The 25,191-nt window shown below is 35.2% G+C and carries 22 protein-coding genes; 9 read left to right on the plus strand and 13 right to left on the minus strand.

Annotated features, from left to right (window positions below; translation table 11 throughout):
* The first annotated feature begins 123 nt into the window (after window positions 1-123).
* The 4 genes from KEM10_RS22410 (at window position 124) to KEM10_RS22425 (ending at window position 3,115) form a co-directional block, all read left to right on the plus strand.
* Window positions 124-630, plus strand: coding sequence for a hypothetical protein (locus tag KEM10_RS22410; protein WP_212220102.1), 507 nt, complete (start codon window positions 124-126; stop codon window positions 628-630).
* 90 nt (window positions 631-720) lie between these two features.
* Window positions 721-1,176 (plus strand): DUF5713 family protein, encoded by a 456-nt coding sequence (locus KEM10_RS22415; RefSeq protein WP_212220105.1) that lies wholly within the window; start codon window positions 721-723, stop codon window positions 1,174-1,176.
* 158 nt (window positions 1,177-1,334) lie between these two features.
* The gene (locus tag KEM10_RS22420; RefSeq protein ID WP_212220108.1) at window positions 1,335-1,760 is read left to right on the plus strand and encodes a hypothetical protein; all 426 of its coding nucleotides are present in this window, start codon (window positions 1,335-1,337) and stop codon (window positions 1,758-1,760) included.
* Between the two features lie 185 nt (window positions 1,761-1,945).
* Entirely contained in the window at window positions 1,946-3,115 is a 1,170-nt protein-coding gene (locus KEM10_RS22425; RefSeq protein WP_212220111.1) for an ATP-binding protein, read from the plus strand.
* Between the two features lie 640 nt (window positions 3,116-3,755).
* Here the strand turns inward: KEM10_RS22425 and KEM10_RS22430 are convergent.
* The 11 genes from KEM10_RS22430 to KEM10_RS22480 all read right to left on the minus strand — a co-directional run bounded on the left by KEM10_RS22430 (window position 3,756) and on the right by KEM10_RS22480 (window position 16,590).
* Window positions 3,756-4,997 (minus strand): site-specific integrase, encoded by a 1,242-nt coding sequence (locus KEM10_RS22430; RefSeq protein WP_212220114.1) that lies wholly within the window; start codon window positions 4,995-4,997, stop codon window positions 3,756-3,758.
* A gap of 288 nt (window positions 4,998-5,285) precedes the next feature.
* Complete coding sequence (locus tag KEM10_RS22435) at window positions 5,286-6,014, minus strand: tetratricopeptide repeat protein (RefSeq protein ID WP_212220117.1); 729 nt, start codon at window positions 6,012-6,014, stop codon at window positions 5,286-5,288.
* Window positions 6,004-6,579 carry an RNA polymerase sigma factor gene (locus KEM10_RS22440; RefSeq protein WP_212220120.1) on the minus strand — a complete coding sequence of 192 codons (576 nt, stop codon included), beginning with the start codon at window positions 6,577-6,579 and terminating at the stop codon, window positions 6,004-6,006. The genes KEM10_RS22435 and KEM10_RS22440 overlap by 11 nt, the downstream gene beginning before the upstream one ends.
* Before the next feature lie 58 nt (window positions 6,580-6,637).
* The gene (locus KEM10_RS22445) at window positions 6,638-7,357 is read right to left on the minus strand and encodes a tRNA1(Val) (adenine(37)-N6)-methyltransferase (protein WP_212220123.1); all 720 of its coding nucleotides are present in this window, start codon (window positions 7,355-7,357) and stop codon (window positions 6,638-6,640) included.
* Window positions 7,358-7,359: 2 nt separating this feature from the next.
* Entirely contained in the window at window positions 7,360-8,124 is a 765-nt protein-coding gene (locus tag KEM10_RS22450; protein ID WP_244826115.1) for a TIGR02757 family protein, read from the minus strand.
* On the minus strand, window positions 8,111-8,785 hold the full coding sequence (locus KEM10_RS22455; protein ID WP_244826117.1) for an ABC transporter ATP-binding protein: 675 nt from the start codon (window positions 8,783-8,785) through the stop codon (window positions 8,111-8,113). Before KEM10_RS22455 ends, KEM10_RS22450 begins: the two co-directional genes overlap by 14 nt.
* Complete coding sequence (locus tag KEM10_RS22460; RefSeq protein ID WP_212220125.1) at window positions 8,782-9,717, minus strand: calcium/sodium antiporter; 936 nt, start codon at window positions 9,715-9,717, stop codon at window positions 8,782-8,784. The genes KEM10_RS22455 and KEM10_RS22460 overlap by 4 nt, the downstream gene beginning before the upstream one ends.
* A gap of 9 nt (window positions 9,718-9,726) precedes the next feature.
* Window positions 9,727-10,143 carry a Sec-independent protein translocase subunit TatA/TatB gene (locus KEM10_RS22465; RefSeq protein ID WP_212220128.1) on the minus strand — a complete coding sequence of 139 codons (417 nt, stop codon included), beginning with the start codon at window positions 10,141-10,143 and terminating at the stop codon, window positions 9,727-9,729.
* 107 nt (window positions 10,144-10,250) lie between these two features.
* Entirely contained in the window at window positions 10,251-13,244 is a 2,994-nt protein-coding gene (gene secDF / locus KEM10_RS22470) for a protein translocase subunit SecDF (RefSeq protein WP_212220131.1), read from the minus strand.
* Between the two features lie 182 nt (window positions 13,245-13,426).
* Window positions 13,427-15,853, minus strand: coding sequence for an ABC transporter permease (locus KEM10_RS22475; protein ID WP_212220134.1), 2,427 nt, complete (start codon window positions 15,851-15,853; stop codon window positions 13,427-13,429).
* Between the two features lie 2 nt (window positions 15,854-15,855).
* Complete coding sequence (locus KEM10_RS22480; protein WP_212220137.1) at window positions 15,856-16,590, minus strand: ABC transporter ATP-binding protein; 735 nt, start codon at window positions 16,588-16,590, stop codon at window positions 15,856-15,858.
* A 313-nt stretch (window positions 16,591-16,903) separates the two neighbouring features.
* On the opposite strand from KEM10_RS22480, the gene KEM10_RS22485 reads away from it, so the two are divergent.
* Together KEM10_RS22485 and KEM10_RS22490 are read left to right on the plus strand one after the other, a co-directional pair.
* Window positions 16,904-18,280, plus strand: coding sequence for a sigma-54-dependent transcriptional regulator (locus KEM10_RS22485; RefSeq protein WP_212220140.1), 1,377 nt, complete (start codon window positions 16,904-16,906; stop codon window positions 18,278-18,280).
* Window positions 18,270-19,631, plus strand: coding sequence for a sensor histidine kinase (locus KEM10_RS22490; protein WP_212220143.1), 1,362 nt, complete (start codon window positions 18,270-18,272; stop codon window positions 19,629-19,631). The genes KEM10_RS22485 and KEM10_RS22490 overlap by 11 nt, the downstream gene beginning before the upstream one ends.
* Here KEM10_RS22490 and KEM10_RS22495 read toward each other — a convergent pair.
* On the minus strand, window positions 19,628-20,272 hold the full coding sequence (locus KEM10_RS22495; RefSeq protein ID WP_212220146.1) for a redox-sensing transcriptional repressor Rex: 645 nt from the start codon (window positions 20,270-20,272) through the stop codon (window positions 19,628-19,630). The two genes, KEM10_RS22490 and KEM10_RS22495, sit on opposite strands and share 4 nt — an antisense overlap.
* Window positions 20,273-20,577: 305 nt before the next feature.
* Between KEM10_RS22495 and KEM10_RS22500 the strand changes: the two genes are divergently transcribed.
* From KEM10_RS22500 to pyrF, 3 genes are all read left to right on the plus strand, one after another.
* Entirely contained in the window at window positions 20,578-21,747 is a 1,170-nt protein-coding gene (locus KEM10_RS22500) for an AIR synthase related protein (RefSeq protein WP_212220149.1), read from the plus strand.
* Window positions 21,748-21,801: 54 nt separating this feature from the next.
* Window positions 21,802-22,887 carry a peptide chain release factor 1 gene (gene prfA, locus KEM10_RS22505; RefSeq protein WP_244826119.1) on the plus strand — a complete coding sequence of 362 codons (1,086 nt, stop codon included), beginning with the start codon at window positions 21,802-21,804 and terminating at the stop codon, window positions 22,885-22,887.
* Window positions 22,888-22,964: 77 nt separating this feature from the next.
* Window positions 22,965-23,792 carry an orotidine-5'-phosphate decarboxylase gene (pyrF, locus tag KEM10_RS22510; RefSeq protein ID WP_212220152.1) on the plus strand — a complete coding sequence of 276 codons (828 nt, stop codon included), beginning with the start codon at window positions 22,965-22,967 and terminating at the stop codon, window positions 23,790-23,792.
* Window positions 23,793-23,962: 170 nt separating this feature from the next.
* Here pyrF and KEM10_RS22515 read toward each other — a convergent pair whose 3' ends face one another.
* On the minus strand, window positions 23,963-25,162 hold the full coding sequence (locus KEM10_RS22515; protein WP_212220155.1) for a pyridoxal phosphate-dependent aminotransferase: 1,200 nt from the start codon (window positions 25,160-25,162) through the stop codon (window positions 23,963-23,965).
* Between the last annotated feature and the right edge of the window lie 29 nt (window positions 25,163-25,191).

Below are 25,191 nucleotides of genomic sequence, written 5' to 3' on the forward strand. Positions count from 1 at the left end.
GCTAGGTTGGCTCGTCCTGACGCCTTTGTCTAGCGTCCTGTCATCGCTACCGCGTGACACGACACCACGACCAATTCGCCACGACTTCATCCAGCCAACGTTGGCAGCAATAGAAACGACCATATGGTAAAGCATCTTTTAAAATTATTGTTAGTTGGACTTGTGTTTAGTAGCAACACGGGAGCTAGAAACATACCTGATTCGTTGGTAAATTACATAAACAAAGAATTACCGCAATTACTTATTCCTTCATGTCAAGACTACGTAACAGATTGGGAAAGTTTCCAAGACGATAATTGTCAATTACCATACTTCTGCACAAGTGATTATAATGGAGATAATTTATTGGATTTTGCCGTTTTATTAAAGGACTCCAAAGGTGAATTGTTTTTGTATGCATTTATTCGACAAGACAATGAGTTTAATGTTGTTCTAATTGATAAATTCACAAATGAAGACAACAAAAAGATTCAAATACTGATAGGGATTGAATTAAAAGGTGAATGGGAATCAATAACAGAAAAGATTACAGTTCTGAATGATGGCATAAGCCTAGCTTTAATTGAAGAAAGTTTAAGCTGGTCATACTATTACCATGAAGGAAAATTTAAACAATTCACTTATGACTAAATAAACTACTGCTGCCAACACGCTGGAAATAAAGCATGGCTCGGTCGCCTCGTCCTGACACCTTAGGCACAAGCAAAAAATGCAAATACGATGAATAATTTCACACTTCTAACAGCTGCGATTATATTATTAGTCGCTGCATTTTTAATAATAAGAAAGAATAAACATTGCCAAATACAGTTTGAAATGGCAGACGTTTCTAAGAGCATGATTCAGAATGAGCAAATGAAGAATTACTCGTTTCTATCAGGAATGAGAGCTGATTCATATTTTCCTTCTTTTCTAGTGGACAAATGTGAGAACATATTGATCGAATTGTGTATTAAGATTGAGAATGAACGACCTCAAGACTTAAAGCAACTGTACAAATTGACTCATAATGCGACCAATAAGATTAATAGTCTAGAAGACGAATTCTTTGAAAATGATAGTGAAATTGAAACAGCCGCACGTGAAATAATTGCAATGGACTTTGAGGTAATTGCAAAAGCATATTCATTTGAAAATGCAGATATTGAAACTTTAATCGCGACAAGGAATTGGTAAAATTAATGCCTGTGCCTAACACGCTGGAAATAAAGCATGGCTCGTCCGCATCGTCCTGACGCCTTTGTCTATCGTCTTAGTCCCCCTATCGGGTGACACGACACCACGACTAACGCGCCACGACTTCATCCAGCAAACGTTAGGCACAAGCTGAAAAAATGAATAAAATCGTAAAATATGGACTTCTGACTACATTGATTTTATTAGTTGGATTAGTAATTAGCTTTGTAATTTTCATTAGTTCATTTGACATGTTTGGAGAGCCTGAGAAACAAATTATAGAAACTGTTTACGACAATGAAGGTTTAAGACAAGCAACTATATTTGAATTTGGAGGAAATGCTGTAACAAATTCTTCTATTCATGTGTCAATTGATTTAGGAAACAAGAACAAAACTGAAGACCTTAAAACAAAAATAGTGTTTTCAACAGAACATATATCAGGAACAACTGTAAAGACTGAGTGGGTTTCATTCGACACATTGAAAATTTCGTATTCACATGAATTAGAACCAATAACTCAAATAGAGCAAGTGAACTATACCGATTCGACTTTAGATGTAATTATTATATATGAAAAATAAACAGCCAGTGCCTAACACGCTGGAAATAAAGCATGGCGCGGTCGGCTTGTCCTGACACCTCAGTCTAGCAAACGTTATCGTTAACTAAAAAAGATACTTTGCACATTGTATTGCGCAATTATTTATATTATCTGCTCAATATGTTGTGCATTTTGTATCTTTGTAAAAATAGTATGAGGATAATTATGAGAACACTATATCAGAAATTTGAAACGCTTTTACATAGTACATCAATCGAATTCAAACGGTATTTATACAACAGTGTTGCCTGGGAAAGTCGAATGATTGGTATAATCGGTGCCCGTGGAGTTGGTAAAACTACAATGATTCTGCAACATATAAAGGAAAACTTAGATAGTAAAAAAGCTTTATATGTTTCTGCTGACGATATGTACTTCGGAGAAAATAGATTGATTGATTTGGCAGATGATTTTTATAAAAATGCAGGAGAATATTTATTTATTGACGAAATTCATAAATACACAGACTGGTCACGAGAACTTAAAAACATATATGACTCATTTCCAACATTGAAAGTTGTATTTACTGGTTCTTCAGTATTAGACATTCTTAAAGGTTCTGCTGATTTAAGTCGGCGAGCAATTATCTATAAATTACAAGGATTATCTTTTCGTGAATATTTGAAATTATTTCACAACATTGATACAGAAGTCTATACGTTAGAGCAAATCATAAATAATGACGTGAGACTTGAGAATGTACAACATCCATTACCATTATTTAATGACTATCTGAAACGAGGGTACTATCCATTTGGAATAGAAAATGAAATCAATTTACGTTTAGGTCAGATAATTGTTCAGACCTTAGAATCTGATATCCCACAATATGCAAATTTAAATGTTGGAACTAGTCGAAAGTTAAAACGATTGCTTTCTATAATTGCTGAAAGCGTACCATTCAAACCTAATTTTTCTAAAATATCAGAAATGATTGGCGTAAGTCGAAATTCTTTAGATGATTATTTTTCATATATGGAAAAAGCTGGACTTATTGAGCAATTACGCAATGAAACAAGTGGTATAAGAGGATTAGGAAAGGTTGATAAAGTGTACTTGAATAATACAAATATCGTCTTCAACTTAGTTGGGGAAAAATCCAATATTGGAAATATACGAGAAACATTCTTCTTCAATCAAATGCGTGTAAATAATGAAGTTATATCTTCAAAAAAAGCTGATTTTGTGATTGAACACTATACTTTTGAAATTGGAGGAAAAAATAAACAACAGAATCAAATAGAAAAAGATGGCAAATCCTTTGTTGTAAAAGACAATATAGAATATGGTTATCGTAATGTAATTCCTCTTTGGGCATTTGGACTGAATTATTAAAAACTAAGGTAAAACAATGCCAAACTTTAACATACTAGGAACAAAAGCATGACTTGGTCACCTTGTCCTGTCTACCCTATCAGGTGACAGGACACTACGACTAAATAGTGAATATTTAAAATCAATTATATATAGTAAATTCAATTAAAGAAGAATTAAGGAGATTGAAAAAAAAAGAAGATTCACAAAGATAAAAGAGGGGATGAACTTGTAAAGGAATCCTATTTCGTAGGAGGTAAAATGAAATTCCGAAAGGTATATGTAGTAGATGGTATTCCTGCAGATGAGTTTTATGAGAAGAACACAACTGATCTTGAGTACTTTAGAAATGTCTAATATAGGTTAAAGAGCCGAGAGGAAGCCCCTAATGATGATTGTGAAAAAACAAGCGAACCAAGACAGTGTAGCCTTTCCTGAAGGATTTACTTTAAAACTTCTATAAAGTAAATCCACATTACATAGATATACAACACTTTACACCTCTTAATTTACAAGATTTACAAAGTTTACATGAAATTTTTAAGTGTAAGCTTTATCTTATGCAACTAGCATTTATATTTTTGCAGAGTTAACCACAAGTTGAATTTCCTACGAAGCTAAATAAAGCACTAAACGAGACTCTTTCAAAGGCTTTTCTTGTTTAAAGAACCTTAGTTGCTTCATCAATAACACTGCTATCCAAGCTATCTAAGTAGGTATTAGTTGTTTTCAAATCACTATGCCCCAAAATTTGACTTATTATTTCTCTGGGTATTGAATTACTTTGTAATTGCATTGCCATTGTATGACGGGATACATAAGAGGTAAGGTTAAATTCAAATTCGAGGTCCTTACCCAAATTTTTCAAATATTCATTGTAACGCTTACTCTTATTTTTGATGTGCATATATAACTTTTCTCCTTCATGGTCAACAGTGACAATTGGTAATAGATAATCATTGATTGGAGCCCTATACATACACAATGAATCAATTAAACTTTGTATTTCTTCAGTTATTTTAATTTGTATAGGCTTAACCTTGGGTTGAGTTTTGGTCTTTTCTCTCTTATAAACAATATAGCGTCCTCCATTAAGCGTAAAAATATTTTTGTTTTTTAAGTGAGCCATGTCAACAAAAGAAATACCGTAACAATAATAGGATAATAGAAACAGTTCTCTTGCATATTCATTTACAGGTCTTATCGCACATGAATTCTTTAACAGACTTAAGTATTCGTTAGGCAAATATCTCTTTTGGGTTTCCTCTTCCAACTTTGATATCTGAAAGCCTCCTTTCCCAAATGGATAAGTAGACTCAGAAGCTTCACCATCCTGAATTGCCTTATTTAAAATAGACCGTAAAGTCTTAAAATTGAATTTTCTGGTATTACCACTATTGCCTCTTTTTTGAAGGTATACATCAAACTGTTTAACATACTTGATATCTATTTCTCCAAAGACACGCTCCTCTATTTTTTTATCGAATAAAGAGAGAATGTTCATCAAACGCTCGTAACAAATGGCATTTCCAATATGATTCGTCTCCCTTAAAGTTTGTGCATGAGCACTTATATAGGAATAAAATTTACCTTGTTTTATCTTATAAAAAAATTCGTCTTTAAACTGATTAAAAGTCCAATCAATCTTTCTTTCTTCGAAAGCAGCTGTTATATCTTTTGCCCTTTTGTTGTATCGATCAATTAACACATTATCCTTTTTCCTTTGCTCATTTATTGCTTTGATTGCACTACTTCTCCCCTCCAGTAATACAAACTGCTGCTGAGTTTCATCCCAGGAATCTTGAGGTGCATTTATACCTATGGAAATAAAGGCTCTTTTTCTATTTTTCGTCAACACCAACATAACAGGATATAATCCATCCTTGTTAGCTTGTGACCGCATCTTATACCGATGATATTCCATAGTATTCACATCTCATTTTTGTTACACATTTGTTACACAAAACTGTCAAAATCGATAAAATTTAAACATTTTCCCATTTGTACAAATTTGCCATACCCCCCGACAAATATAGTATAAATCAATTAAATACAAACAAATTAAAATTACTCACAACACGCCTGGGGGACCAGGGGTCGCAGGTTCAAATCCTGTCATCCCGACATAAAAAGAAAGAGGCTGTTCAATTAAATTGAACAGCCTCTTTCTTTATATATCCTAATATCTAAATTATAACTTCTTAAGTATTCTAGCAGCCTTATCAGCATATTCATTGTTACTCAATGCAATCTCCTCAAACAGTGCTTTGGCTTTGGAAATTTCTTCTTGTTTCAAATAGCATAACGACAAATACCAATTGATATGATCGGAATAAAAAATTGCATTCTTACCAATTTTCTCCAGTTCTTTTTGCGCTTCTTCAATATTTCCAAGCTCTATCTCACAAAGTGCTAAAAAGAAACCTGACATTTCAGAGTTTTCTATTTTAAGTCTCTCAAACTCCTTTAATGCTTTTTCTGTATTTCCGGCCTGATAAAGACTAATCGCTTTGGTAATATCTTCTTCAGCATGATCTCCCCTAACTTGAATATTTATTCCATAAGGTTCGTAGTACTCCAGAAACATTTGGTCACCAACATATTTATCACTTCTAAACAATCCTAAAAAGGTGCTAACTGATAATAATGTTATAACTGAAGCTGCAGCAAGCCAATAAGCTGGTCGAATACGTAATCGAGAATTCTTTTCATTTAAAAACTCGCCACTAATATCTTTAAGTTGGCTTCTGAAATCTAATGTATCATCATCCCCCATTTTTATCGTATGCAATATCTCTTTTTGAAGTTTAAAATCTTCCTGAAGCTCATCATTATTATTAAGATCTTCAGCTAGTTTCTTTTGATCTACTTCTGAGATATCTCCCGATAGAAAGTCTAATATTCTGTCGTTATAATCCATACTTCAATTCTTTATATTGAGGATCCTCTTTTATCATATCCATCAGTTTCTTATTACAAACAGTTCTTCTGTTTTTCATATATTGCACCGAACTAAAAGCCAACTCCGCCGTAATATCTTCATTTGAAAAGCCATTGGAAACCATTTTAAGAATATCCTGACATACCTTTGTAATTTTCTTAAAATGCTTCAGATACAATTGCCTTCTTTTCTCATACAACTGCTCCTCATCTACTTCTTCTGCCATTACCGGAGCAGATTCTATACTACTAAGCATCGAACTCTCTTTTTTCCGTATACGCAATTCATTCAACCATATATTGCGACAAATTGCATAAAAATATGTTGCAAAAGAAGCTGTCAATTGAGGCTTTTCAGTCTTAGTATAAATAGCTATAAACCCCTCTTGAATCAGATTCATTGCATCATCTTCCTTCCCACTGTTCTGAATGACTAAATCCCGCACAGGAACCCACACTAGTCCCATAATATATTTTATTACACGACTATCGCGGCTATAGACGCCTTCCAGTAATTCGTTATTTGTATAACGCAACTTTCCCATTCTTCACAATTTTAACCCTAAATTAACAAAAAATAGTTAGTTATATAAATTAACTAAGCTAAAATGCCAAATAAAAATCACTTGTTAGTGCTTTGTATTCCTCAGAATACGCATGTCTCTTGCCTTTTTCAATGTAAAGCAACTCCTCTTTACAATTAGCAACATTCTCCTTTGTAAATTCTAACAGCGATCTGACAACCTGTTTGTTAATATCTCCTTGTACGTGTAATTTTCTGAAAAGGTTATAAGAACTATTGTTTTTTATGGTCATCACATTAATTTCGGCTGCATAAGGAATTATTATACTTAACGAAGCCCTTGTTGAACTAAGGTTATTTGAACAGTAGAATAATTCCTCAAAAGATAAACTATCTGTATGCCTCGCTAAATCACGAGATTTATCACCTGATCGTAGACTATTCTGAAAATATGGTGGGTTAGAAATTATGTGATCAAACTCACCCGCATTTGACTTAACAAAATTCTGTAATGATGAATGAACAACCGTTAAGCGATCGGACCATGGGGAAGCCAAAAAGTTTTCACGCGCTTGGTCACAAGCTGACTCATCTATATCAATGGCTATTATTTCAGCATCAGGGTAACGCTGAGCCATCATTAATGCAATTAATCCGGTACCCGTTCCAATATCTAAAATTTTTCGCGCACCATTGCAATCAGCCCATGCTCCCAGCAACACCCCATCAGTACCAACTTTCATAGCTGTTTTATCCTGATTTACCGTGAACTGCTTAAACTTAAAGTAATTGTTTGCCATACTTAGAACTGTTCTTCAATACCTAATCCAAACAATGCAAAATCATATTTAACCGGATCAACCGCATCGAAATTACGAAGATGATACATTATCTCATCCAATGCTTTCATATCATTTTGCTTACGAGTAAGAAAACCTAATTTACGTGATACATTACCCGTATGCACATCCAAAGGCAGAAGCAGATCTTTAGTTGAAATATTCTTCCAGATTCCGAAATCAACCCCTTTATCGTCATCGCGAACCATCCATCTTAAAAACATATTGATTCGTTTGGCAGAAGCTCCCTTATCGATATTTGCAATATGTTTATGGGTTCTATCAGGCGAATTATAACTCAAAAACACAGATCTAAAATATCGCAAAGCTTCTTTTAATCCTCCTTCATTATACCCTTTGGTAAAGACATTCTCCAATCCACCTTCCTGATTGTAAATATGTTTTAGCGCCTTAATAAAATAAATACAATCAATTGATGAAAACGTACGGTAATAAAATGTTTCAAAAGTATTTAAATCGGAATCGGATGCATGCGTAATAAAGTCATATGGAGAATGATCCAACAGCTGCATTAATTTTTTAGCACTTTTTATTATCTGATCGCGCTTTCCCCAGGCAAGAATAGCAGACAAAAACCCAGCTATTTCAATATCTTCTTTTTTAGTAAAGAGGTGAGGTATTTGAATGGGATCATTAGGAATAAAATTGGGTTGGTTATACTTAAGTACTTTTTCATCCAGAAATTCTTTAATATCATTCTGATTCATGATCATTCCCATTAATCAATCCGTCTTTCATTTCAATCATCCGATCGCACATATGAGCTAATCGATAGTCGTGCGTAACTACCACAAAAGTATGGTTGAATTCAGATCTTAAATCGAAAAATAATTTCTGTAATTCTTCCTGACTGTGAGAATCAAGATTACCAGATGGTTCGTCGGCGAAAACAACAGCAGGATTATTTACCAAGGCTCTGGCAACAGCTACCCTTTGCTTTTCTCCACCACTTAATTCGGCAGGCTTATGCTCAAGACGATGATCCAAACTAAGAAAACTCAATAATTCTTTTGCTCTTTTTTCGGCCTGTTTTCTATTTGAACCATTAATTAGTGATGGTAATATGGCATTTTCAAGCGCTGTGAATTCGGGTAGTAATTGATGGAATTGAAAAACGAACCCAATTTTGGTATTTCTGAAACGAGCTAATTGCTTCTCGTTCATATTAAGTACATTCTCACCATCTATCTGTACTATTCCTGAATCAGGTTTATCTAAGGTTCCTAAAATCTGAAGCAATGTTGTTTTTCCGGCTCCACTGGCGCCCACAATGGAAACCACTTCACCTTTATTAATTGATAAATCAATTCCTTTCAGAACCTCTAAATTGCCATAGCTTTTTTTAATCTCAGAACAGGTTACCATCATCCGACAAACAATATATAAATGTACACAGCGTAGATACTAAATAACAACAACCCCTTCCATCTATTAATGACACCCTTAGAAAGAGGTAATAATAATATAAATAATAAAACAGCAACTCCTATCATCCACTTATAATCAACATTTAGAATTGCTTCACTCACCCCTAGCGGTTTGATAACCGATGTTGTTCCTAAAACAGCCCAAATATTAAATACATTAGATCCGATAATGTTACCAATTGATATATCAGATTCTTTTTTAATGGCTGCCATTAACGAAGTAGCCAACTCAGGCACACTCGTACCTAAAGCCACAACAGATAAACCAACCACTCGCTCACTGATACCAAAACTAATGGCTATCTCCTTTGCTCCCTTTACCAACCAATCGGCTCCAAAATACAAACCAACAGTAGCCAGAACAAAATATCCGCCAGCCATGAGCTTACTCATTTCAGGTTCCAGAATTTTCTCTTGACCTTTAATATCTTTTCTACTTTTCCAAACAGACCAAATAAGGTACAGTGCTAAAAGCACCAGAAAAATAAATCCTTCAACAAATGAAATTACATTATTGAGGCTGGCTATAACCACTCCAACAGAAGCAGTCATCATCACCAACCAATCAATCCATATATTATTACGTTTAACTTTTACTGGAAAAATGATAGCAACCAAGCCTAATACCAGGGCAATATTGGCAATATTTGATCCAACTACATTACCTACCGAAATATCAGAAGAATCGCTAAAAACAGCCTTTAAACTAACTAATAATTCTGGAGCAGATGTACCAAACGCTACAACAGTGATACCTATTACAAGCGTTGAAACTTTAAAATGACGCGCCAGGTTAACACTCGCCTTTACAAGCCAATCCCCACTAAAAAAAAGCAGGATAAAGCCTGCAATTAACATCAAAAATGATATCATATAATTTGTTTATTCTTCTATAGTATCCTCACGGGAAACAGGTCCATCACCTTCTGGTTTCTTCTCCTTTTTTTCTTCGGGAGTATTGACCTCTTTTGCGGTATTATTGACGTTTGATTGACTTTCTTCTTTTTTACTCTTAAGCTTATAAGAATCATCATCCGCCTCCATATTAGAGTCTACCGCTTTTTGCATATCACTTGCCTCTTTTTCTACATAAGACTTGGCCTCGTCAATATCATTTCTAATATCGCTGGTTTGATCTCTCAACTCTCTTTTAATCTCATCTGATGCTCTTTTAAACTCATTCATTCCTTTTCCCAGCATACGAGCTACATCCGGAATACTTTTAGCACCAAATAACAAGAGAACAACCAAACCAACAATGATTATTTCACCTCCTGAAATGAATAATAAATTCATCATACACTCTGATTTGAAATTCAAAGATAATAAAATAGGTTATCAAAGCTACATAAAAAACAAAAGCCCCAAAGCATTAAGCGATGGGGCCTTCATTAAGTTCAAAAACTTTATTTCTTTTTGTTTTTATCTTTCAAGAAGTAATCAGAGATAGGTGTTGCAATGAATAACGATGAGTAGGTACCAACTACTACTCCAATAATCAAAGCAAATACAAATCCACGAATTACTTCACCTCCGAATAGGAAGATGATTAACAACACAACGAATGTTGTTAACGATGTATTTACTGTACGACTAACCGTTGAATTTAAAGCTTCGTTAGTTACTTCTACTTTATCGCGCTTTGGATGAAGTTTAAAGTACTCGCGAATACGGTCAAATACAACCACAGTATCATTAATTGAATATCCAATTACTGTTAAGATAGCTGCGATAAATGCCTGATCAATCTCTAATGAGAATGGCATAATTGAATATGTCAAAGAGAATACTCCCAATACGATTAAAACATCATGTACCAACGCAGCTAATGCTCCTAAACCAAACTGCCAGTTAGAGAAACGAGCCAGTATATACAAGAATATAACAACCAAACTAAACAAGATTGCTAAACTTGCATTACGTTTAATATCACTTGCAATTGTTGGCCCCACTTTCTGAGAACTCATGCGGTAATCTGATAAAAATTGTTCTTGATCAACATCAGGACCTAAGAAAGTTTTAAGACCTTCATAAAGTCTTCCTTCAACCAAATTATCAGCATTATCTTCATTATTATCAACCATAAAATTGGTTGCAATACGAACCTGATTTCCTTCGTTACCAAATTGCTTAACTTCAACATTTGACTCATCAAATGAATCAGATAGTGCTTTTTGAATATCTATTGAAGAGACTTTATCCTCGAAACGAACAACAAATGTACGTCCTCCGGTAAAATCAATACCTTGTTTTAAACCTCTTGTTGCTAACGAACCAATTGAGATAACCAACAAAATACCTGAAATAACAAAGAAGATATTTTTCTTCTCAAGAAATTTGATGTGTACGTTAGAGAAAAGGTTTCTTGTGATTGAAGTATCGAAAATAAGTTTTTTCTTCTTATCCAACATTTTTTCAAAAATCAATCGAGTAATGAAAATTGCTGAGAAGAAAGATGTGGCAATACCAATCATTAGAGTAGTAGCAAAACCTTTAATTGGTCCTGTACCAAATACAAATAAAATAACACCAGTTAAGAAGGTTGTAACGTTGGCATCAATAATGGCTGAGAAAGCATTATTATATCCATCTTTAATCGCTAACTGAACTCCTTTTCCTAATTTAATCTCTTCTTTGATTCGTTCATAAATAAGTACGTTGGCATCCACCGACATACCAATGGTAAGAACAATACCTGCAATACCAGGAAGTGTTAATACTGCACCAAATGATGCTAAAACACCCATGATAAAGAACATGTTGGAAACCAAAGCAAAGTCAGCCACCCAACCAGCACGGTAACCATAGTATAATAACATATAAATAAGTACTATAACAAATGCCCAGATAAATGATGACAAACCACTATTTACAGCTTCCTGACCAAGTGAAGGCCCAACAACAGTATCTTCAACAATACGTGCAGGAGCTGGTAATTTACCAGACTTAAGAATGTTTGCTAAATCTTCTGCCTCGTTTGGAGTAAAGTTACCTGAAATCTGGCTGCTACCGCCATCAATTTTTGAATTAACAGTTGGGTAACTATATACAAATCCGTCCAACACAATAGCAATAGATCTGTCAATATTAGCTCCTGTTAAGCGTGCCCATGTTTTAGCACCTTCAGCATTCATACTCATAGCAACCTCAAACTGACCACGTTGGTTTGTTTGGCTACGAGCAGAAGTAATAACATCTCCTTCTAATGGAGGACGTCCATCGTGTGTACTAACTTTAATAGCAACCAACTGGAAAGCTGATTCTTTCTCGTTAGCTTCAGGGAAGCGCGACTGCATATAATCTTGTTCAACCGGCTTAACTGTCCAGAAGAATTTAACGTCTTTTGGTAACAATCCTTTGATAACAGGATTTTGCAAATAACCATTCACTTTAGAAGTATCTCGGGCTAAAGACATACCAACAACAGGACCTCTCATTGGACCTTGTTGTGTATAATTTGGTTGTAAATAGCTAAATAATGATTTAGTATCAGTTGATAAAGAATCAACATTAGTACTATCATTTTCTAATTGTCCTAACAAAGACAAATCACTATCTGCATCTTTATCATCAGCAGTAACTTCTTCAGCTGGTTGAGCTACTTCAGTCGACTTCTGAGCTTCTTCTAATTCACGAACTTTAGAATCAGCCTGAAATAAATATTGAAAAATCTCACCGTTTTCGTAAGTTTCCCAGAATTCCAAACTAGCTGTTCCTTGTAATAACTTACGTACCCTTTGAGGCTCTGTTACTCCAGGTAATTCAACCAACACACGACCCGCTTTTTCTAACTTTTGAATATTTGGTTGTGTAACACCAAAACGGTCGATACGAGTACGAAGAATATTAAAGGCATTATCAATAGCACTTTGTGCTTCAGTTCTGATAACTTTTAACACTTCGTCATTGGTAGAATTATAGCTAACTTTTTCTTTTAATTCAATAGTATTAAAGATTGTAGCTAACTGTGCGTCTTTATCCAATTCCTCATATGCTTGTCCGAAAAGAGTAATAAAATCTTCCGAACTGCTTTTTTCCATTTGTTCTGCTTTTTTCAAAGCCTTATGGAATGTCTCGTCAGTGTTGTAATTTGACAGAGCAAGTACAACGTCAGAAACCTTTACCTCAAGAATCAGGTTCATACCACCTTTAAGGTCAAGACCAAAGTTAATCTCACGCTCTTTACACTCCTGATAAGTATAATCACGGAACCAAAGAAAACTGTAAACAGTTTCGTTTTTAATGGAGTCTAAATAAGCAAATTCCAATTTAGAATCCTCACCCGCATAGGCCTTTGCTTCGGCCTCAACACTTCGTGTCTTGTAAGTAAAAAATAGTTGATATAAGCTGACTAACGCCAATAAAATGGCAAATAGTCTTATTGCTCCTTTGTTTTGCATTTGTTAATAATTTATAATTATTCGTTTTGACACTTCACATCATAATCGCGCAAATATATTGATTTTTTTAATACTACCCATTTAAATCAATAGCTGATTATGCTCAACTGTTAAGATGATTTTTATTGAAGGTTATTAGAGATGTTAAAAAAGGTTACTTCCAGGCTTAATATTTTTTAGAGTTACCAGTTATCAGCCGGACTTTCGGATGCCATCTGATAAATTTGATAAAAAACCGAAAGGTAAGCTAAGCCTGCGACCAAAAGAGCGGCAGCTACAAACACCAGTCCATTAACAAAACTAGAATAAGCATAACCATCAATCCATGCAGAAAGGGCGATATAAGCTGGTAAGATAGACAATACCACACCTATTACTATGTATAAGCTAAATTCTGAAAATATTTGAAGAATTATATTCTGTCGTGAAACACCCAATACTTTTTTAATCCCAATATCTTTGGATTTATACTCAGTAATAAAGGCTGTTAAAGCAATAATCCCTAGAATAGTCATAAATAAAGATAAAATAGCAAACACGGTAATTATCTTAGCTATACGACTGTCTTCATCATATAATTTATCGATTTTATTGTCTAGCATTTGCCATTCAAATGGAGAACTTTCAGTATAATGATTCCACGAACTGTTAATCTGGTTAATGGTTTCATTAGAATGATGACCATCAAGTTTCACCAAAACATAATCAAATTTCATATTATCACCCATCAAAATCATAGCTAATGGCTTAATGCTTTCAAAATAAGGATCGAAATGAAAATCTTTCACAACACCAACAACATTTAATTGAAAATCCTTCTTGCCGAAAACCATCATTTTATGTCCTAAAGGCTTTTTTATATCATACTCCAGTACCGCCTCATTATTCAGAAGTATTCCAAGTGAATCACCTTCTTCTGTACTTAAAAACCTACCAGTTTTTAATGTTAAATCAAGCATTGTAAAGTAATCCTGATCGACATATATTAAAGGCAGAACGGCAACTTTATCATTATCTCCGTTTTTTAATTTAAATGTTCCCTGAAAATAATCATCTCCCGGTAAGCTACTGCAGGCACTAACCGATTCAACTCCTTTTACGTCCAGCAACTCTTTTTTAAAACTCTTAAAATCTTCACCAATGGCACTTCCACGCTCTATCACCATTACATTTTCAGAATTAAAACCTGGATCTTTTTTCGAGATATATTCAATTTGCCACCACATACCGGCCACCACAATAACAAGAAATATACTCACACCAATTTGCGCGCAAACAAGAATTCCTCTTACAATCAAACCATTATTCCTGATTTGATAGTCTCCTTGCAAAATCTGTTTGGGCTTTAACCCGGCAAAGAAGAAGGCTGGAAAGGCTCCGGACATAATACTGACTATAAGAACCAGTATTAATATCCAGAAAAAATCAATCCATCCTGTAAAAATAGAAAAGTTGAGTTGTAGGTTGAAGAAGAAATTAAATAAGGGTAATAATAATTCAAGCAAAACCAAACCAATAAAAGTAGCACTCAAGCTATATAGTATAGCTTCGGTTAAAAACTGCCACACCAAGTGCCTGCGTCCGGCGCCAATCAATTGCCTTAATGCAACTTCTTTAAAACGCCGGCGTGCTTTTGCTGTAGTTAAGTTGACAAAGTTGATACATGTTGTTAATAGAATAAACACAGCAATAAATATGAACAGCTTAATATAAACTGGCTTTGAATTGGCTTCCAATTCAGCTGTTAAATGCGAATGCAGATGAATATCAGTTATGGGTTGTAAATAAAAATCAAGTTTTATACTATCTGTTGAAAGTTCCGTATCTAAAGTTTGTTGCACCTGTGGAAGTAGCAACGCATCCTTATCTTTATTAATAATTTCTTCAAACTGAATAGCATTTACCTTGGGATTTAACTTTACATAGGTGTAACAATTCAGATACAACCAATCCTTTTTCCAGTTTTGCACATAAGTACTATCAGCTCTTCTCAATAGAATCTTATCTATAGTTGATATGGAAGCCAGAAAACTGAACTTAAAATGACTGGAAGAAGGCATATCCTCGCATACTCCTGTCACAGTGTATTCCATATCATCACGCGAAACTACTTTACCTATCGGATCTTCTTCCCCAAAATATTTAATAGCAGCTGCCTGAGTTAGCACAACTGTATTTGAATTCAATAAAGCCTCTTTACTTTCACCATTGATCATTTTCAGACTGAATACATCAAAAAAGGACGCATCAGCAAAGCGAAAGTACTCTTCATTAAACTTTCTATCATTGTATGAAACTACATTATTAGCACCAGGTACAAACCGCACTACAGTATTAACTTCATCGTACTTTTTAACCAAATCACCCAATGGCATTGGACTGGTTGCGCTATTGATAAAATTAGCACTTAAAATTCCTTTAGTTGCCCATCGATAAATTGATTCGCTATCATTAAATGATTTATCATAGCTAAGTTCGTGTTTTACCAAAAGCAATACCAATAAACTTAAGGTAATACCAACAGATAACCCCATGATATTAAGCAATGAATAAAACCCTTGTTTTATAATATTGCGAAAAGCGACTTTTATATGGTGCTTTAGCATCATGATTACAGGCGATTTTTTATATTTTCTGTTATTATGTGGCCATCAAAAATCTGAACTATCCGCTGTGCTTTATCTGCATCATTGGCTGAATGAGTAGCCATCACAATAGTTGTTCCTTGTTCATTAATAGAATTTAAGACTTCCATAATTTTACTGCCTGAATTTGAATTCAAACATCCAGTAGGCTCATCTGCCAAAAGAATATCTGGTTCTATTACAATAGCACGCCCAATACCAACCAGCTGTTTATGCAAACCATCTAACTGCTTGGGATAATATTTTTTTAAATGCGTAATATTTAAGCGATCCAAAACAGCTGTCACTTTACTATATCTGGTTTGTTTGTTGTATTTTAAATATTGCAAAGGCAACTCAATGTTTTCAAAAACATTTAATTCTTCAATCAGACCAAAACTCTGAAAAATATTTCCAATACTTCCTCGTCGTAAATTAATACGTTGTCTTTCTTTTAAATTAGTAACATCATGTCCCATCATTAAAAGATCTCCTGAGGTTGGAGTGTCAATTAAACCAAACATATTCATCAAAGAACTTTTTCCAGAACCAGATGGACCTAATAAGCAAACAAACTCACCTGCCTCAATATCGACATTTACATTTTGCAGGATATTCTGCTCAATGCCCCCGTAGCGCTGTATTTTGGTCAAATTTCGTGTGTGAATCATTTTACCTTCAATTGCGTCCGATATCGAACACTCATGTTCATTTTCGGACATTTATATTTATCTAATTTTTTAGAATATCATCCCCAAAACAAAAGTATAATCATATACTTTCACCATTACATCCACCTCTATCTAACAGATATTCAGCAAATAAAAACTCTAGTCACAAGGTAAAGGTTATTCTTTGTTGTTAGGTTTATAATAATTATACATCAGTTCTTGTGCCAATATTGTTAATAGCTTAAAATCAAGACTATTAGCCAAACGGCACTCTTTTTGTTTATAAAAAACCGTTCGTTATCGAACAATAATTGTCCCATAGTATTTAATTATATGGTATATTTAGTACGAAAAACAGAAATCTATGACTCAGAAATCAGGACGCATACTTGCTGTTGATGACAATGCAGATATATTATTTGCTCTAAAATTACTTTTAAAACCACATGTAGAGCACATTGTAACATCTACCGACCCTAATAAAATTCCCAATTTAATGACGGACGACACTTTTGATGTTGTTTTGCTTGACATGAATTTTACAAAAGATGCCATAAGCGGACAAGAAGGTTTTAACTGGCTGGAAAAAATATTAGAAATCGATCCTTCAGCAGTTGTTTTATTTATCACTGCATATGGTGATGTAGAAAAATCGGTAAAGGCGATTAAAGCAGGTGCCACGGACTTTATATTAAAGCCCTGGCAAAATGAAAAACTGCTAGCCACCGTCTCTTCAGCCATTAAACTTCGTCAATCACGTGAAGAAGTTAAGGATCTAAGATCGAAACAACGGGAAATGAACACCATCTTAGACCAGCCATTTGCTGATTTTATTGGTGTATCTCCGGGTATGCAAACTGTTTTTAACACCATTAAGAAAGTAGCAGCAACTGACGCTAACGTTCTGATATTAGGAGAAAATGGAACCGGAAAAGAATTAGTTGCACGCGCTTTACATCGCAACTCCTTACGAAAAGATGAACCTTTTATTAGTGTTGACCTTGGAGCCTTGAGTGAGTCATTATTTGAAAGTGAATTATTTGGTCACGTAAAAGGAGCCTTTACAGACGCAAAAGCTGATCGTCCGGGACGTTTTGAAATGGCCAATGGAGGTACCTTATTCTTAGATGAAATTGGAAACCTGTCACTTCCTCTGCAAGCCAAACTACTAACAGTATTGGAAAGAAGAGAAGTAACTCGTGTTGGTGCAAATAAGCCCAAACCTATTGACATCAGGTTGATTTGCGCTACCAATATGAATTTGAAACAAATGGCGAGTGAAGACAATTATCGTCAGGATTTAATTTATCGTATCAACACGGTTGAAGTTGAACTTCCTCCACTACGCGAAAGACCTGAAGATATCCCTGTTTTAGCTGAACATTTCTTAAAAATCTATTCAAAAAAATACAAAAAGAAAGTCAATAAGCCTACTTCAAAAGTTATAAAGAAGTTAACCAGCTATCCTTGGCCCGGTAACGTAAGGGAGTTTCAGCATATTGTTGAGCGAACTGTTATTATGAGCGAATCAGCCAACCTTGAAGAATCTGACTTTCAGCTATCGTCCGTCCAGGTAAGTTCTGAAGGATTTGAATTTGATTCATATAATCTTGAAGAAATTGAAAAACATATTATTGAAAAAGTGTTACGTATGAACCGGGGTAACGTATCTAAAGCAGCTGCAGATCTTGGTTTGACAAGAACATCGTTATACAGAAGACTGGAGAAACATGGCTTATAATAACTTCAGGATCAATTTTATTGTGAGAACCATCCTTTTGGCTGGTTCTATTTTTGCCTTTTTCTATCTGTTTTTCAAAACAGAGCTTACCATGACATTGGTATTAGTTGGTTTGTTAATTGCATTTCAAATTGTTGCAATGATTCATTATGTGGATCGTACCAACCGTGTATTGAATAACTTTCTGGAATCGATACGTTATTCTGATTTTACTCGCACCTTTCAGGTTGAGAGCCTTGATTCATCCTTCGATAAATTAAAAAAATCGTTTAACGAGGTAATCAAAGATTTTCAGGAAGTAAGAGCCGAAAAGGAAGAAAATTACTACTATCTCCAAACGGTTATTCAGCATATTGGAATTGCATTAATTGCCTATAGCAAAGACGGCAAGGTGGAATTAATAAACAATGCTACGAAAAAGCTATTCCAAGTTAGATCATTAAGTAACATTCAGGCCTTAAAAGAATTCAGTCCCGAGTTGGTACAAAAACTTCTTACTATTAATCACGGTGAAAATAGTCTTATTAGGGTACAGGAAAAAGATGAGTTGCTCCAACTATCGGTGTATGCTACCGAATTTAAAATTCATAACCGCACAATCCTTTTAACATCTATCAAGAATATTCAAAACGAGCTGGAAGAAAAAGAGATGGAATCGTGGCAAAAGTTAATCAGGGTATTAACACATGAGATTATGAACTCCATCACTCCCATTTCTTCGCTATCATCAACCATTACTTTGATATTGAAAGATCTGGCTAAAGATCTGCAAGAACAAAATATTGCAGATGAACATTTCGAAACGATAACTGAAGTGGAAGGAGCTTTACAAACTATTCATAAACGTACTGATGGCTTACTACACTTTGTAAATACCTATCGAAATCTAACCAAAATTCCAACCCCAACGTTTTCAATATTCCCAATTAGTCATTTATTGTACAATATTAAAGGCTTGTTAGCTGAAGAAATGAAATCGAAAGGGATTAATTGTGTTATTCAAATTGAACCGGAATCGTTGGAAGTATCAGCTGATGAGAAATTAATTGAACAAGTAATCATTAATCTGGTGCAAAATGCTATGCAAGCTTTGGAAGGAAGAGAAAATCCAACCATTATGCTGAAATCATTCTTAAATAAACGAGGAAGAATAACCATTCAGATTATAGATAACGGACAGGGAATTTTACCAAATGTATTGGATAAAATATTCATTCCATTCTTTACCACAAAACCACAAGGTTCAGGTATTGGTTTAAGCTTATCGAAACAAATATTAAGGCTGCACGGAGGTAACATAACAGCCTATTCGGAGGTGGAAAAAGAGACTAAATTTACTTTAACCTTTTAAGAATTTGCTTTCATACGGTTAAACATTACAGCCAAGTGAGCATACAATGATGTATTTTGAACTGTAACACCTTCTTTCACTTTAATATTGACTGGGGTAAAATTCCAAATACCTTGTATGCCGCTTTCTACCATTCGATCAGAAACCTCCTGAGTTTTATCGACAGGCACGGTTAATATACCTATCTTAACTCCATTGTCTTTCATTCGATCCAATTCATCGTAATGATAAATCTCAACACCTTCAATTGTTTTCCCAACTACTTCAGGATCCACATCAAAGGCCGCAACAATCTTTAAACCAAACTGCTTTAATCCATAATCGTGTAACAAAGCTTTACCCAAACTTCCAACACCAAATAAATAAGCTTCATCAACAACCGTAAAACCCAGAAAATCTTCAAGCACCTCAATTAAGGCATCAACTTCATAACCAACTCTTGTTTTCCCAACAATACTTGTGTAAGAAAGATCCTTTGTTACTTGCGTTGGATCAACTCCCATATCCCTGGCTATCAAGGTTGATGAGATATATTTATGACCGTCTCGCTGCGCCAGTTTTAAATACGACAGATAGCAAGGCATACGACGTAGAGCTGGTTCAGGAACCAAACGGTTTTTTTTTCGATTAATGAGCGACATGCTTATTTTTTTCTGGTTTACTTATATAAAAGTATATAAATTTTAATGCGAATCATGCAATTATAAAACTTTTGTAGGTAATGTCAAAGAAACATTTGTATGAAATCTACATATGTATTGACTTTCGTGCTGGTTTTAGTGTATCTTTTCAACTCACTTTTGAACTTTTATCAAGCCGTTAATCAGAAAAATACCAATAATAATATCATTCGCACTACTAATTATTTGTTAACCTTTGACGATGCCGAAAGATTGTATTATTTTTGCATCCCGAAATAGGGTAAAAACCTGATAAATTATTATTTGTGAGTTCAGATTCGAGATACAACCAGCGCGGTGTTTCAGCCTCAAAAGAAGACGTTCATAACGCCATAAAAAATATCGACAAAGGCGTTTTTCCTCAAGCATTTTGCAAAATAGTTCCTGATATTCTGGGCAATGATCCTGAGTATTGTAACATTATGCATGCCGACGGTGCCGGAACCAAATCATCATTGGCTTATATGTATTGGAAGGAAACAGGCGATATTTCTGTTTGGAAAGGCATTGCTCAAGATGCCATTATTATGAATGTTGATGATCTGTTATGTGTAGGAGCAACTGAAAACATTCTGGTTTCATCAACAATTGGACGTAACAAAAACCTTGTTCCAGGTGAAGTAATTTCAGCTATCATCAATGGTACTGATGAACTATTAGCAGAATTACGAGAAATGGGTATTAGCATATTCCCAACAGGAGGTGAAACGGCTGATGTGGGCGACCTGGTTAAAACCATTATCGTTGACAGTACCGTTACTTGTCGTATGAAACGTTCTGATGTTATATCAAACCATACCATTCAGTCAGGAGATGTAATTGTTGGTTTATCATCATTTGGCCAGGCAACCTACGAGCAGTCATACAATGGAGGAATGGGAAGTAATGGCTTAACCTCTGCTCGTCATGATGTTTTTGGCAAATACCTGGCTGAAAAATATCCCGAAAGCTACGATGGGGCTGTGCCTGCGGAATTAGTTTATTCAGGTAATTACCAATTAACCGACTCAGTTAAAGGCGTTGAAGTTGATGCCGGAAAATTGGTTTTATCGCCTACGCGTACCTATGCACCTGTAATTAAAAAAGTACTTGACAAAATGCGCTCTGATATTCATGGAATGGTTCACTGTTCCGGTGGAGCTCAAACCAAAGTTCTTCATTTTGTAGACAATGTGCATGTAATTAAGGATAACCTGTTTGATGTTCCTCCTTTATTTAGAATTATTCATGAGGAATCAGGTACCGATTGGAAAGAAATGTATAAGGTGTTTAACATGGGGCACCGTTTTGAAATATATCTTTCGCCCGAAAAAGCAGATCAGGTGATTGAAATAGCTAAATCATTTAATATCGATGCTCAGATTGTTGGAAAAGTGGAAGCCCACGAAGGAAAGAAACTGACCATCGAGAGTGAATTTGGCACTTTTGAATATTGATGAACTGATTATCAGGAATTCAATTTTTTATTAACGATTTTATTGTAATACGATATGTCAAATAACTCATTGCTTGATAAGCTTGAAGGCATTATTATTCGATTTCAGGAGGTAAGTGAGCAAATCACTAACCCTGAAGTAATTGCCGATACCAAAAGATACATCAAGTTAAATAAAGAATATAAGGATTTAGAAAAAGTGGTTGATGTGCAAAAGCGCTACAAAAACACTTTGGATAATATACAATCAACCCGCGAAATGTTGAAGGATGAAACAGATCCTGAGATGAGAGAGATGGCCAAAATGGAATTGGATGAATTAGAAGAAGCAATTCCCGGAATGGAAGAAGAAATTAAGCTTCTTTTGATTCCTGCCGATCCACAGGATGGTAAAAATGCTGTTATGGAGATTCGTGCCGGTACAGGAGGTGACGAAGCCAGTATTTTTGCCGGTGATCTTTTCCGCATGTACAGTAAATTTTGCGAAAGCAGAGGCTGGAGGGTTGAAGTTACCAATAGCAGTGAAGGTACATCGGGTGGTTTTAAAGAAATTGTGATGAACATCACCGGCGAAGGAGTTTATGGAGTTTTAAAATACGAATCAGGCGTACACCGAGTGCAACGTGTTCCTCAAACCGAAACTCAGGGACGTGTGCATACATCTGCGGCTACGGTAGCTGTACTTCCCGAAGCAGAAGAATTCGATATTGAACTGCGTAACGAAGATATTCGTCGTGATGAATTCTGTTCGTCAGGACCAGGTGGACAGTCGGTTAATACAACTTATTCAGCAATCCGATTAACTCACATACCAACAGGTATTGTGGTTCAGTGTCAGGATCAGAAATCGAAACTGAAAAACCTGGATAAGGCAATGGCAGAACTTCGTACCCGTTTATATAATCTGGAGTATCAGAAGTATTTGGATGAGATTGCATCGCAACGTAAAACCATGGTATCTACCGGTGACAGATCGGCTAAGATCCGTACTTACAATTATCCTCAGGGACGTGTAACCGATCATCGCATCAACCTTACCATGTATAACTTATCTGCCATTATTGATGGTGATATTCAGGGTATTATTGATAAGTTGGTAATTGAAGAGAACGCTGAGCGTTTGAAGATGAGTGAAATGTAATTTATGATCGGATATTTTTCGACTCTTTAATTATTAATTGAATAACGAATGCCGTTAAGGCTTCCAAAATATAAAGTATGACTTCGCAAGAACTGTTTGAGAATATCAAAAAGAAAAAGAGTTTCTTATGTGTTGGTTTAGATACCGACATTAATAAGATTCCTCGTGAACTACTGGACACTACCGATCCTTTGTTTGCTTTTAACAAGCAAATAATTGATGCAACACATGAATCTACCGTTGCTTACAAACCAAATCTTGCGTTTTACGAAAGTTTGGGAGTAAACGGCTGGAACTCTTTAGAAAAAACAGTAAACTACCTGAAGTATAACTATCCTGACATTTTCATTATTGCCGATGCTAAACGTGGCGATATTGGAAATACTTCAGCAATGTATGCCAAAGCATTCTTCGATCATATGGAATTCGACTCAGTTACCGTTGCTCCATATATGGGCGAAGACTCGGTGAAGCCTTTTCTTACATATGTTGACAAATGGGTTATCTTATTAGCTTTAACCTCGAATAAAGGAGCTGCCGATTTTCAGTACATGACAGAGAATGATGAAAAGCTTTTTGAGCGAGTAATTAAAACCAGTGCAGAATGGGGAACGGAAGAAAACCTGATGTACGTGGTGGGAGCTACCAAAGCTGAAATGTTAGCTGATATTCGTAAGTTGATTCCTAACCATTTCTTATTAGTACCAGGTGTTGGTGCCCAAGGAGGAAGCCTAGAAGAAGTGGCTAAAAACGGAATGAACAGCAAATGTGGTTTATTGGTTAATTCAAGTCGTGGTATTATTTATGCTTCTAACGAGTCGGATTTTGCCGAAAAAGCTGGTGATGCAGCCAAAGCTGTACAAAAAGATATGGAAGCTTTATTAAAAGAACATGGATTAATCTAATATTAGAAGCTTCAGATGAAATTAGTAAAAGACTGTCTGTATTGGACGGTCTTTTTTTATTCGTTCAACATATTCATACCTTTGATTTTTTGTCAATACCTTTACTTGTTTGTATAAAATAAAAAAGCCGCTACAAAAGTAACAGCTCCTATACTAATACTTTGTTATCATTATAAAGTTCTCCCAGGATACGCTTTCAAAGCTTTCTCCAGCACCTCCAAAGCTAACGCCAGGTCTTCCACCTTTAAAACATAAGCAATACGAACTTCGTCTTTTCCTTTACCTGGTGTGCAATAAAAACCTGAAGCGGGCGCCATCATCACCGTGTGATTTTTGTATTCAAAATCACTCAATATCCACTGACAAAATAAATCTGCATCATCCACTGGTAATTTAGCCACTGTATAAAAAGCCCCTTTAGGCATAGGTGAGTATACACCTGGTATTTTATTTAATCCATCTACAATAAAATTACGTCGGGCAATATATTCATTATATACATTGTCGAAATATTCAGGTGGTGTCTCCAACGAAGCCTCTCCCACAATCTGACCTAATCCGGGAGGACTTAATCGGGCCTGACCATATTTTAAAGCAGTATTAATAACATCTTTATTTTTGGTCACTAAAGCTCCAATACGAACCCCACACTCGCTATATCTTTTCGAAACAGAATCAACCATCACAACATTATTTTCAATTCCTTCGAGATGCATGGCTGAGATGTGCTTCTCTCCATCGTAACAAAACTCGCGGTATACTTCATCCGAGAATAAATATAAATCGTGTTTAGCCACTAAATCACGAAGTTGAAGCATTTCATCCATTGAGTACAAATAACCTGTTGGGTTATTAGGATTACAAATAAGTATACCTTTTGTATTAGGGGTCATGGCCTTTTCGAATTCCTCAATTGGTGGCAAGGCAAATCCATCTTCAATGCTTGATGGGATAGGAACGACATTGATACCAGCCATAGCAGCAAATCCATTATAATTAGCATAAAATGGTTCTGGTATAATAATTTCTTCACCAGGATTGAGACAAGATAAGAAACTAAAGATAATAGCTTCTGATCCTCCGGTTGTAATCAAGAAATCTTGATAATCCACTTTCATACCCAGACCGCGAAATTTCTCTGCTACCTTTTTACGATAACTTTCGTTTCCTGCAGAATGGCTGTACTCTACAATTTCCAAATCAATATTACGAATGGCGTCCATTGCTACTTTGGGAGTTTTAATGTCAGGTTGTCCTATATTAAGATGGATAACCTTCACACCTTTCTCTACAGCTTTTTCAGCATATGGAACTAATCGTCGAATGGGTGAAGCGGGCATATCAAGCCCCCTGTGTGAAATTGTAGGCATTTTATTGTTGTTTACTATTAATTTGTTTT

This window comes from Carboxylicivirga linearis (assembly GCF_018271995.1).
Lineage (GTDB): Bacteria > Bacteroidota > Bacteroidia > Bacteroidales > Marinilabiliaceae > Carboxylicivirga > Carboxylicivirga linearis.

Excerpts from the sequence above, each read along its gene's own strand:
- KEM10_RS22410 (WP_212220102.1), top strand. The coding sequence starts at position 124 with ATGGTAAAGCATCTTTTAAAATTATTGTTAGTTGGACTTGTGTTTAGT.
- KEM10_RS22415 (WP_212220105.1), top strand. The coding sequence starts at position 721 with ATGAATAATTTCACACTTCTAACAGCTGCGATTATATTATTAGTCGCT.
- KEM10_RS22420 (WP_212220108.1), top strand. The coding sequence starts at position 1,335 with ATGAATAAAATCGTAAAATATGGACTTCTGACTACATTGATTTTATTA.
- KEM10_RS22425 (WP_212220111.1), top strand. The coding sequence starts at position 1,946 with ATGAGAACACTATATCAGAAATTTGAAACGCTTTTACATAGTACATCA.
- KEM10_RS22430 (WP_212220114.1), bottom strand. The coding sequence starts at position 4,997 with ATGCGGTCACAAGCTAACAAGGATGGATTATATCCTGTTATGTTGGTG.
- KEM10_RS22435 (WP_212220117.1), bottom strand. The coding sequence starts at position 6,014 with ATGGATTATAACGACAGAATATTAGACTTTCTATCGGGAGATATCTCA.
- KEM10_RS22440 (WP_212220120.1), bottom strand. The coding sequence starts at position 6,579 with ATGGGAAAGTTGCGTTATACAAATAACGAATTACTGGAAGGCGTCTAT.
- KEM10_RS22445 (WP_212220123.1), bottom strand. The coding sequence starts at position 7,357 with ATGGCAAACAATTACTTTAAGTTTAAGCAGTTCACGGTAAATCAGGAT.
- KEM10_RS22450 (WP_244826115.1), bottom strand. The coding sequence starts at position 8,124 with ATGAATCAGAATGATATTAAAGAATTTCTGGATGAAAAAGTACTTAAG.
- KEM10_RS22455 (WP_244826117.1), bottom strand. The coding sequence starts at position 8,785 with ATGATGGTAACCTGTTCTGAGATTAAAAAAAGCTATGGCAATTTAGAG.
- KEM10_RS22460 (WP_212220125.1), bottom strand. The coding sequence starts at position 9,717 with ATGATATCATTTTTGATGTTAATTGCAGGCTTTATCCTGCTTTTTTTT.
- KEM10_RS22465 (WP_212220128.1), bottom strand. The coding sequence starts at position 10,143 with ATGATGAATTTATTATTCATTTCAGGAGGTGAAATAATCATTGTTGGT.
- secDF (WP_212220131.1), bottom strand. The coding sequence starts at position 13,244 with ATGCAAAACAAAGGAGCAATAAGACTATTTGCCATTTTATTGGCGTTA.
- KEM10_RS22475 (WP_212220134.1), bottom strand. The coding sequence starts at position 15,853 with ATGATGCTAAAGCACCATATAAAAGTCGCTTTTCGCAATATTATAAAA.
- KEM10_RS22480 (WP_212220137.1), bottom strand. The coding sequence starts at position 16,590 with ATGTCCGAAAATGAACATGAGTGTTCGATATCGGACGCAATTGAAGGT.
- KEM10_RS22485 (WP_212220140.1), top strand. The coding sequence starts at position 16,904 with ATGACTCAGAAATCAGGACGCATACTTGCTGTTGATGACAATGCAGAT.
- KEM10_RS22490 (WP_212220143.1), top strand. The coding sequence starts at position 18,270 with ATGGCTTATAATAACTTCAGGATCAATTTTATTGTGAGAACCATCCTT.
- KEM10_RS22495 (WP_212220146.1), bottom strand. The coding sequence starts at position 20,272 with ATGTCGCTCATTAATCGAAAAAAAAACCGTTTGGTTCCTGAACCAGCT.
- prfA (WP_244826119.1), top strand. The coding sequence starts at position 21,802 with ATGTCAAATAACTCATTGCTTGATAAGCTTGAAGGCATTATTATTCGA.
- pyrF (WP_212220152.1), top strand. The coding sequence starts at position 22,965 with ATGACTTCGCAAGAACTGTTTGAGAATATCAAAAAGAAAAAGAGTTTC.
- KEM10_RS22515 (WP_212220155.1), bottom strand. The coding sequence starts at position 25,162 with ATGCCTACAATTTCACACAGGGGGCTTGATATGCCCGCTTCACCCATT.